Origin of the sequence: Rathayibacter sp. AY2B7, from assembly GCF_002931635.1 — a bacterium.
Classification (GTDB): domain Bacteria; phylum Actinomycetota; class Actinomycetes; order Actinomycetales; family Microbacteriaceae; genus Rathayibacter.
Genome location: NZ_PSUC01000004.1, coordinates 71,333 through 80,517 on the forward strand (window position 1 = coordinate 71,333; position 9,185 = coordinate 80,517).

The following is a 9,185-nucleotide window of genomic DNA, read 5'->3' on the forward strand; positions in this document are numbered from 1 at the left end:
CGGCCCGGCCGGGTGCACTCAGCCGATCGCCTCGCGCAGGACGTGCATGAGGGCGTCCAGCTGCACCGTGTCGGCCGAGGCCGTCTCGGCGTCCGCGCCGTCGAGCGCCCGGGCGGCGAGACCGGCCTTGGCGTCGATGAGCTCCGCGATCTTCGCGTCGATCGTGTGCGCCGCGATGATCCTCCACGCCGTCACCGGCTCCTCCTGGCCGATGCGGTGCACGCGGTCGATCGCCTGCGTCTGCTCGGCCGAGGTCCACGACAGCTCGGCGAGCACCACGTTGGAGGACGCCTGCAGGTTCACGCCGACTCCCGCCGCGGTGAGCGAGCAGACGGCGACCGAGACGTCCGGGTCCTCGTTGAAGGCGTCGATCTGCGTCTGGCGGAACGCCGCGGTCTGGTCGCCGCGGATGGAGACGGACGTCAGCTCGCGCTTCTCGAAGGTGTCCTCCGCCTGGTCCATCACGTCGATGTGCTTCGCGAAGAAGACGACCTTGCCCACCGAGCGGGCCAGCTGCGAGGCGTAGTCGGCGGCCAGCGCCGCCTTGGCCTGGCCGATCCGGCGCACCATGGTGAAGACGTTCTCGCCGGTCTTGGCCGACTTCGACTCCTCGAGCTCGCTCTGCGCCACGATGCGGATGAACCGCTCGCGCTCGTCGTCGTCGAGCTCGTGCGTGATCGAGGAGGTGACCGCCCTGAAGCGCTGCAGCATGCGGGCGCCGAGCTCGCGCTCGGCCTTCTGGATGGAGCGGCCGAGGTCGTCGTCCAGCTCGACGGGCAGATCGACGATCCGCTTCGACGGCAGGTCGGCGGCGACGTCGATCTTCTTGCGCCGGACGATGCCGAGGTCGATCACGGCCTCGCGCGCCTCCGGGTAGAAGCCCGTGTCGGCGGGGGTGAGGCCCGTCTCCTCGAGGCGGCCCATCAGCTCCGGTCCCGGCTTGGTCTCGTCGATCCAGCCGAGGAAGCGCCAGATGGCGCGGAAGTCGTCGACGTCGTTGATCAGCGGGGTGCCGGTCAGCGCGATCATCAGCGGATCGTGCCCCGGAGTGGTCTCGCGGATCCTCGACGCCAGCGCGAGCACGCTCTGCGAGCGCTGCGAGCGGAGGTTCTTGATGAAGTGCGCCTCATCGACGACCATGCCGCGGAAGCCCAGGCTCCCGAGCCAGCCGATGTGCCGGTCGAGGATGTCGTAGTTGACGATGACCACGTCGGCGAACGCGTCGAGCGTGCCGCCGTCTCCGTGGATCACCGTGGCGCGCCGCTGCGGCGTCCAGTGCTCCACCTCGCGCGCCCAGTTCATCTTGACCACGTTCGGCACCACCGCGAGCAGCGGGTACGCCCCGACCACCGACGCGGCGAGGAGGCTCTGCGCGGTCTTGCCCAGACCCGGCTCGTCGGCGAGCAGGAAGCTGCGGTGCCCCTCGCGGGCGCTCTCGATGAAGCGCGCCTGGTGCGGCATCAGCTCGCGGCCGCGCGGCGAGACCCGGTCGAGCTTCGGCGGCTCCGGGAGCTCCATGCTCGCGGCCCGTCCGCCCGCTCCGTACTCGAACGCCTTGAAGAGCGGCCCGAGCAGCTCCCAGTCGTCGAGCCTGCGGCGCGGCGCCGGAGCCGAGGGCTCGGCGATCGAGAAGTCCGGGGGGAGGAAGGGGTTCGCCAGCTGGCGGGCGCGCACCGACTGCGGCACGACCTGGTTGACCGGCACCGCGGGCTTGGGCTCCGGCTCGGTCACGATGAGCAGCTCGTCGGGGGTGAGCTCCGCGCCCGCCTCGAGCAGCCAGTCGCGGCGGAGCTTCTGCGCGGCCGCCGTGACGCCGGCCTCCGATTCGAGCAGCGCGATCAGGCTGGTGTCGCGGGCGGCCGTCTTGGCCAGGATCGTGGCGATGCCGTCGAGCCGCTTCATCTCCTCGGCGCGCTGCGCGTCGCTGAGCGAGGGATCGACCTTGACCCGCTTGCGCTCCTCGCGCATCAGGAGGGCGATCACCAGGAACTTCGTCCGGTTGGTCGGCCCGACCTTGCCGGTCTGGGCCTTCGCCTCCACCTCGCGGACGCGGCGGGCGAGGATCGGGATGATCCCCGCGTTGTCCACGCCGCGCGAGCGCGATCGGGGTCGGCTCCCGGCGGCGTTCGACGCTCGTCGCGTCTGACCGGACTGACGCTGGCCGCTGCGAGCCATGCTCCTCCTCGATGTGTGACGGGGGGCGGAGGAGGGGTTCCCGCGCGCTGCCGTCGCCGTGCATCCGCCGGATCGCCTCCGGGGAGGTGTCGGGCGTCGGTGCATCCGGTGGCCGTCGAGAGCTCCGAGCAACGGGTCTGGGACCCGGTCGCAGCATCCCCGGCGTGCGGGTGCGGCGCCAGTCTACTCCTCGGGGCGGTCCGGTCGGCGCTCAGACGCGCGGACGGTCGCGCTCGTCGTCATTCCGGGGTCGGGACGCGGATGACAAGGCCCGCCGCCACGAAGACGCCGACCGCGGCGAGGCTCAGCGAGGACCAGATCGCGTCCGGGAACGCGAACGGCAGCACCGGGTTCCACAGCAGGAGCACCGGGACGAGCCCGATCAGCCAGAGGAGTGCGCGCGCCTGGATCGCGAACCAGCCGATGACCGCCGCGAGGATCGCGACCGGGTAGCGGATGAAGTCGTAGGCGTCGGAGCCGACGAGGGCGAGCCCGGCCAGCAGCACGATCGCGCCGAGGATCCCGGGCGCGAGCGCCATGCGGGCGCGGTCGCGCGAGGGGTAGCGGGCGGCGGTCGCGCGGGACGGCTTGCGGGTGCTCACCCCTCGATCGTAGGCGGGCGCATACCCCGCCCGGGTACCGCCTGCGGCGCGTAGGCTGGAGGAGTGATCGAGGACCTCAAGAAGCGCTCGCTGCACCGTGCCCGGATCCTGGGCGGCCAGATGCGCGGCCTCGAGCGGATGATCGAGAACGAGGACTACTGCGTCGACATCGTCACGCAGTCCCTCGCGATCCAGAAGTCGCTCGGCTCGCTCAACAAGCTCATCGTCGAGAACCACCTCCGCACGCACATCACCGCGATGTTCGAGGAGGGCGGAGACGCCCGCGAGGCGGCGATCGCCGAGCTCGTGAAGATCTTCGAGCTCTCCAACAACCGCTCGTGACCGCCGGCCTCGTCGCCGCGGCGCGGGTGCGCCCGCTGCTGCTCGACGGGGGCCTGGGCACGGAGCTGGAGGCGCAGGGCGTCGCGGTGGACTCCTCGCTCTGGAGCGCCCGGGTCCTGCTGGAGGAGCCCGGCCGGGTCGTCGACGCGCACCGCGCCTTCGCCGAGGCGGGCGCCCGGGTCGCGGTGACCGCGAGCTACCAGGTGTCCGCGAGCGGATTCGCGGCCGCGGGCCTGGCCCCGGGCCTCGCCGAGCGCGCCCTCCGGGAGAGCGTCGACCTGGCCCGGCGCGCGCAGAGCGGCTGGGTCGCCGCCTCCGTCGGCCCTTACGGCGCTAGCCTCGGCGACGGCTCCGAGTACCGCGGCGACGACGGCCTCACCGTCGGCGAGCTCGCCGCCTGGCACCGCCCGCGACTGGAGACCCTGGCCGCGGCCGGGCCCGACCTGCTCGCCGTCGAGACCATCCCGTCGGTGCGGGAGGTGCGCGCCGTCGTGGATGCCCTCGCGGGCTCCTCGGTCCCCGCCTGGATCTGCGTGAGCGGCCGTTCGGGCCGCACCGCGGCCGGCGAGCCCCTGGCCGAGGCGTTCGCCGTCGCCGCCGCCTCCGAGGAGGTGGTCGGCGTGGGAGTGAACTGCTGCCCGCCCGGCGACGTCGCCGAGGCGGTCCGCATCGCCCGCTCCGTCACCGGCAAGCTGGTCGTCGTGTACCCGAACAGCGGCGAGGAGTGGGACGCCGTCGAGCGTCGCTGGGCTGGCGATGCGGCCTTCGACCCCGCGCTGATCGCCTCCTGGCGCGCGGCGGGAGCGGATCTGATCGGCGGCTGCTGCCGCGTGGGACCTGCGGCGATCGCTGCCCTCGGACGAAGCCTGGAGGAGGAGTCGTGACCACCCTGAGAGCCGTGCGCGGCGACCTCACCCGCGAGCACGTCGACGCGATCGTGAACGCGGCGAACTCGTCGCTCCTCGGCGGCGGCGGCGTCGACGGCGCGATCCACCGCGCGGGCGGGCCGGAGATCCTCGCCGAGTGCCGCCGGCTCCGCGGGGCCGAGCTGCCGGACGGCCTGCCCGCCGGCTCCGCGGTCGCCACGACCGCCGGCCGCCTCCCTGCCCGCTGGGTCGTGCACACCGTCGGTCCCGTCCACTCGTGGTCGGAGGACCGCAGCGCCGTCCTCGCCTCGGCCTACCGCGAGTCGGTGCGCACCGCTGTCGGCCTCGGCGCGCGGACGCTCGCCTTCCCGGCCGTCTCGGCAGGCGTCTACGGCTGGCCGATGGACGACGCGGCGCGCATCGCGGTGGAGACGGTCCGCGAGGCGACCGCGGACGGCGCACTCGACGAGGTCCGGTTCGTCCTCTTCTCCGCGGACGCCCTCGCGGCCTTCGAGGCCGCTCTGGCCGCGGAATGACGGAGGGGGAGCCGACCCTGCGGTCGACTCCCCCTCCACTGTGCTGCGCTAGGCCGTCTTCGGCCGCGCGAACTCGTCGTAGGGCAGCGTGATCGGGCGGGTCCGCGGAGGCATCCGCACGACCGCCTCGAGCGCCGGGCCCAGTGCCTCGCGCCACGCGCGGTAGCCGTCCTCGTTGAGGTGCAGGCCGTCCGGCGAGTACTGCTCGAGCAGCCCGCCGTCCTCGCCCGCGAGCACCGGCCACAGGTCGAGGTAGCCCGCGTGCGCCGTGGGCGCGAACTGCCACAGGTGGCGGTTGATCTCGCGGATCTGCGGCGCGAACTCGTGTCCGCGCGGCAGGACCGAGGTCACCAGGATGCGCACGTCCGGGAGGTCGCGCCGGAACGTCGCGACGATCGTCTCGATGTTGCGCACGACGTGCTCCGTCGTGCGGTGCCAGGCGAGGTCGTTGGTGCCGATCAGCAGCACCACCGTGTCCGGCTCCTGCGCGACCAGCTCGGCGAGCCGCGCGACGACGTCCGCCGTGGTGGCCCCTCCGACTCCCTCGTCGACGACCGTCGACTCCGTCAGCCACTCGCCCCAGGCTCCCGCCTGGATGATGCTGTCCCCGATGAAGAGGACCTTCCCCAGCTGGAGTCCGCGCCCCGCGTCCGTACTCGACCGTTCGCTCATCGTGCTCCTCTCGTCGGCGTCCCGGGCGGCCTCGCCGCCGCCGGACCCCTCCATTGTCACCGCTGCACCCGGCGCCCGCCAGGGGAGCGCTCGTCGCCGGAGTCCGGCAGGTCGGCCGCGGTGGCCGTGATGCGGTTGGCCATGCCGTTGAAGATGATGCCGTGGAAGGGCAGGATCGCGAACCAGTAGAGCCTGCCCGCGAGGCCCTGCGGGAAGAACACCGCGCGCTGCGTGTAGACCGAGCCGCCGTCTCCGGAGGGCTCGGCGCGCATCTCGAGCCAGGCCCCGCCGGGCACCTTCATCTCGGCGCGCAGGCGCAGGAGCTTCGGCCGCTCGATCTCCTCGACGCGCCAGAAGTCGAGGGCGTCGCCAGCGTGCAGGCGCGCGGAGTCGCGGCGCCCGCGCTGCAGGCCCACTCCCCCGACGAGGCGGTCCATCCAGCCGCGGATCACCCACGCGAGCGGGAAGGAGTACCAGCCGTTGGTGCCGCCGATGCCCTCGATGACGCGCCAGAGCTTGGCCGGGTCGGCCTGGGTGCGGCGCTCCTTGAGGTCCACGTAGACCGTGTGGCCGGCCCACTCCGGGTCGCTCGGCAGCGGATCGCTGGGAGCGCCGACGACCTCCGCGTTCTGCCAGCTCGTCTCGATCTCGCCCGCCTGCATCTTTCCCAGCGCGAGCCGGACGGCGCGGCGGTAGGAGGTCAGCCCGCCCTCGGGGTCGGGGATGAGCGCGCGGATGTCCTGCTCGTGCACGACGCAGTCGTACTGCAGCGAGGCGATGATGGGCACCGCGAGCGAGCGCGGGATCGGCGTGACCAGGTTGACCCACTGCGAGGCCAGCCACGGGGTGAACACCGGCAGGGACGCGATCGGCCGCTGCGGGAGCCCGGCCTCGACCGCGTAGCCGTTCATCATCTGGCCGTAGCGGAGCACGTCGGGCCCGCCGATGTCGAAGGTGCGGTTGAGCGCGGCGTCCTCGAGCGACGCGGAGCCGATCAGGTAGTGCAGCACGTCGCGCACGGCGATCGGCTGGATGAAGTTGCGCACCCACTGCGGCGCGGGCATGTACGGCAGCACGTCGGTGAGGTGGCGCACCATCTCGAACGAGGTCGACCCGGAGCCGATGATCACGCCCGCCTGCAGGGCGATCGTCGGCACTCCCGACTCCATCAGGATCCGGCCCACCTCCGCGCGCGAGCGGAGGTGCTTCGAGAGCTCCTGGCCCTCGGGGTGCAGGCCGCCGAGGTAGACGATGCGGCCGACGCCGGCCGACCTCGCGGCTGTGGCGACGTTCTGCGCGGCGCGGCTCTCGACCTCCTCGAAGTGGGCGTGGTCGTTGCCCGAGCCCATCGAGTGGACGAGGTAGTAGAGGACGTCGACGCCCTCGACTGCGGCCTCCAGCGACTCCGGCTCGCCGAGATCGCCCTGGGCGACCTCGACCTCCTCCGCCCACGGCACGTCGACCAGCTTGCGCGGGTCGCGCACCAGGACGCGCACCCGGAAGCCCGCCTCGAGGAGGCGCGGCGTCAGCCTGCCGCCGATGTAGCCGGTCGCACCGGTGACGAGCGCGAGGGGGCGCGCCGAGTCGGAGGGGGTTTCGCTCATGCGGCCACGGTACGCCGATGGCCTCGGGACCTCTCCCGCTGGTGCGGGCCCGCGGCCCCTGCTAGGCGGCGCCCGGCATCCCGCTCAGTCGATGCCGAGGACCTCGCGGACCTGCACCACGTCGTGGTTCATCTGGCGGATGAGGGGCTCGACGCCCTCGTAGGCGACCTGGCCGCGGATCCGGCCGACGAACGCCACGTCGACCACGCGGTCGTAGAGGTCGAGGGTGTCGAGCGTCTGATCGAGCACGTACGCCTCGACCTGCTTGGGCGGCACTCCGACGAAAGTCGGGTTGCTGCCGACCGAGATCGCGGCGGGATGCGTGACGCCGTCGGTGGTGAGCCGGCCCGCGTAGACCCCGTCGGCCGGGATCAGGCCCTGCGACTGCGGCGAGAGGTTCGCGGTCGGGAAGCCCAGCTCGCGGCCGCGCTTCGCTCCGTGCACGACCACGCCGCGGACCACGGGCTCGTGCCCGAGCAGGCGCGTCGCGTGCTCCACGTCGCCCTCGGCCAGCAGCTCGCGGATCCAGGTGGAGGAGACGCGGCGCCCGTCCTCGGGCCGCACGTCGTCGATCAGCTCCACCTCGAATCCGTGCTGCCCGCCGAGCACGCGCAGCAGGTCGACGTCGCCCGCTCCCCGGGCGCCGAAGCGGAAGTCGGAGCCGACGAGGACCACGCGGGCCTCGAGCGCCTCCACCAGCACCTGCTCGACGAACTGCTCGGGCGAGAGCGCCCGGAACGCCTCGTCGAAGGTGAGCAGCAGCGTCGCGTCCACGCCGGTCCCGGCGAGGAGCTCGAGCTTCTGCTCGTTGCCGACCAGGACGGGCGGGCATTTCTCCGGCGCGATCACGCTGAGCGGATTGCGGTCGAAGGTGACGACGACTGCGGCGAGCCCCTGCTCGCGAGCCCGCTCGTGCAGCCGGCCGATGACGGCCCGGTGCCCGGAGTGGACGCCGTCGAACTTGCCGATCGTGACGGCGGAGGGTCCGATCCCGGCCAGGTCGCCGGGGCGGGTCTCGACGCGCATCAGGCGGCCGCCCGGGCCGTGCGCCGCCCCTGCACGCGGAGCCACCAGAGACCGAGCACGGGCAGGACGAGCGGGATGAGCAGGTAGCCGGCGCCGAAGGCCGCCCACACCGTCGACTGGCGCCCGAACGGGTCGGCGCTCGCGAGCCCGAGGAGCTGCGGAGCGAGGAGGCTGAGCGCGCCGACCACGAGCACGCCCACCAGCTCGAAGGTGATCGTCACCCACGCGACGCGCTGCCAGGCGCGGCCCGGGACGATCAGGGCGACCGTCGCGACGATGTACACGACGGCCGAGAGCGCGGAGAGCGAGAACGCCAGCGGCGCCTCGTCGAACCGGTCGATGATCTGGAAGACGGAGCGCCCCGTCGCGGCGAGCGCGAGGATCCCGTAGACCACGACCAGGAGGCTGCCGATCCCGCGCGAGCGGGCGGAACGGGTCGGCTCGCCGCTCCCGGGGGCCGAGGGGACTGAGGGGTCGTGAGCGGCCCGTCCGGACGCATCGCTGGCTGGTTTCGACATCGCACGTCCATGCTAGGCGCTCGCCGGGCCGGGCCCGGTGGCGGGCCCGATCAGGCGCTCTGGAAGAACCAGATCTGGTGCATCCGGTAGACCATGACCGCGATCGAGAGGCAGGCGACGCCCAGGATCACGGTGCTCCAGCGGCTCCGCTCGATGAGCGCCCAGAACCCGGCAGCGAGCGGCAGGAGCAGCGCCGAGATCAGGTAGATGTAGTACTCCGGCAGGCTCCCCGACGGGCGGTTGCCGACCAGCGGCGACACGATCGCGACCGCCAGCTGGACGATCAGCAGCAGCTCGACGATCGCCGTCGCGCCGACCGAGACGTCCGAGGGACGGCGGGCGAGCAGCCCGAGCACGAGGCAGAGCAGGCCGGCCGCGACGGCGATCCCCACCTGGAGGATCGTGAACCACTCGATCACGAGGCGGCCGTCCGCAGGTCCTCGGTCGGGAAGTTGACGACGCTCTTGAGCTGGGTACCGCGCCGCTCGGCGAGGCCGATCAGCCGCTCCCCCGGGCCGACCGCGGCGAGGAGGCCCTTCGCGCCCGCCACCGCCTCCGGGGCCGGGATGCGCTTGCCGTTCGCGAGATCGCCCGCCTCCTGGGCGTCGAGGCGCAGCAGGGGGAACAGCTCGCCCGCCACCAGCGTCGGCGGCAGCAGCGCGGCGGGGACGTCGAGCTCGTCGATCTCGCCGGCCTGCGCCACGGAGAAGGGGCCGACCGCGGTGCGCCGCAGCGCGGTCAGGTGGCCGCCGACTCCGAGGGACGCGCCCAGGTCGCGGGCGAGCGCGCGGATGTAGGTGCCGGAGGAGCAGGTGACGCGCACGTCCAGGTCGAGGAACCCCTC

Annotated in this window: 10 protein-coding genes and 1 pseudogene; 3 read left to right on the forward strand and 8 right to left on the reverse strand. The window is 73.1% G+C overall.

Annotated features, from left to right (window positions below):
- Positions 1–18: 18 nt before the first annotated feature.
- Positions 19–2,175 (reverse strand): DEAD/DEAH box helicase, encoded by a 2,157-nt coding sequence (locus C5C27_RS01660; protein WP_104237878.1) that lies wholly within the window; start codon positions 2,173–2,175, stop codon positions 19–21.
- 239 nt (positions 2,176–2,414) lie between these two features.
- Positions 2,415–2,777 carry a DUF6804 family protein gene (locus C5C27_RS01665; RefSeq protein ID WP_258066471.1) on the reverse strand — a complete coding sequence of 121 codons (363 nt, stop codon included), beginning with the start codon at positions 2,775–2,777 and terminating at the stop codon, positions 2,415–2,417.
- 63 nt (positions 2,778–2,840) lie between these two features.
- On the opposite strand from C5C27_RS01665, the gene C5C27_RS01670 reads away from it, so the two are divergent.
- The 3 genes from C5C27_RS01670 to C5C27_RS01680 are packed head-to-tail and all read left to right on the forward strand — an operon-like array spanning position 2,841 to position 4,521.
- Entirely contained in the window at positions 2,841–3,119 is a 279-nt protein-coding gene (locus C5C27_RS01670) for a metal-sensitive transcriptional regulator (protein ID WP_104223062.1), read from the forward strand.
- Positions 3,116–4,003, forward strand: a complete 888-nt coding sequence (gene mmuM / locus C5C27_RS01675) for a homocysteine S-methyltransferase (protein WP_104313367.1) — start codon at positions 3,116–3,118, stop codon at positions 4,001–4,003. Before C5C27_RS01670 ends, mmuM begins: the two co-directional genes overlap by 4 nt.
- Positions 4,000–4,521, forward strand: a complete 522-nt coding sequence (locus C5C27_RS01680) for an O-acetyl-ADP-ribose deacetylase (protein WP_104313369.1) — start codon at positions 4,000–4,002, stop codon at positions 4,519–4,521. The genes mmuM and C5C27_RS01680 overlap by 4 nt, the downstream gene beginning before the upstream one ends.
- 48 nt (positions 4,522–4,569) lie before the next feature.
- Here C5C27_RS01680 and C5C27_RS01685 read toward each other — a convergent pair whose 3' ends face one another.
- The 6 genes and pseudogenes from C5C27_RS01685 to C5C27_RS01710 form a co-directional block, all read right to left on the reverse strand.
- Positions 4,570–5,193, reverse strand: a complete 624-nt coding sequence (locus tag C5C27_RS01685) for a GDSL-type esterase/lipase family protein (RefSeq protein WP_104225671.1) — start codon at positions 5,191–5,193, stop codon at positions 4,570–4,572.
- Positions 5,194–5,249: 56 nt separating this feature from the next.
- Positions 5,250–6,797 carry an SDR family oxidoreductase gene (locus C5C27_RS01690; RefSeq protein WP_104313371.1) on the reverse strand — a complete coding sequence of 516 codons (1,548 nt, stop codon included), beginning with the start codon at positions 6,795–6,797 and terminating at the stop codon, positions 5,250–5,252.
- A gap of 84 nt (positions 6,798–6,881) precedes the next feature.
- Positions 6,882–7,823, reverse strand: a complete 942-nt coding sequence (locus C5C27_RS01695) for a bifunctional riboflavin kinase/FAD synthetase (protein WP_104225670.1) — start codon at positions 7,821–7,823, stop codon at positions 6,882–6,884.
- Positions 7,823–8,341: a hypothetical protein gene (locus C5C27_RS01700; protein WP_244229447.1), complete on the reverse strand. Its 519-nt coding sequence runs from the start codon at positions 8,339–8,341 to the stop codon at positions 7,823–7,825. Before C5C27_RS01700 ends, C5C27_RS01695 begins: the two co-directional genes overlap by 1 nt.
- A 50-nt stretch (positions 8,342–8,391) precedes the next feature.
- Positions 8,392–8,760 (reverse strand): hypothetical protein, encoded by a 369-nt coding sequence (locus C5C27_RS01705; protein ID WP_104223058.1) that lies wholly within the window; start codon positions 8,758–8,760, stop codon positions 8,392–8,394.
- Positions 8,757–9,185, reverse strand: a pseudogene (locus C5C27_RS01710) (tRNA pseudouridine(55) synthase TruB); the annotation flags it as partial. The gene C5C27_RS01705 and the pseudogene C5C27_RS01710, both read right to left, overlap by 4 nt.

What these genes read in the sequence shown, in the direction of transcription:
- C5C27_RS01660 (WP_104237878.1), bottom strand. Translation starts at nt 2,175, where the DNA reads ATGGCTCGCAGCGGCCAGCGTCAGTCCGGTCAGACGCGACGAGCGTCG.
- C5C27_RS01685 (WP_104225671.1), bottom strand. Translation starts at nt 5,193, where the DNA reads ATGAGCGAACGGTCGAGTACGGACGCGGGGCGCGGACTCCAGCTGGGG.
- C5C27_RS01690 (WP_104313371.1), bottom strand. Translation starts at nt 6,797, where the DNA reads ATGAGCGAAACCCCCTCCGACTCGGCGCGCCCCCTCGCGCTCGTCACC.
- C5C27_RS01695 (WP_104225670.1), bottom strand. Translation starts at nt 7,823, where the DNA reads ATGCGCGTCGAGACCCGCCCCGGCGACCTGGCCGGGATCGGACCCTCC.
- C5C27_RS01700 (WP_244229447.1), bottom strand. Translation starts at nt 8,341, where the DNA reads ATGTCGAAACCAGCCAGCGATGCGTCCGGACGGGCCGCTCACGACCCC.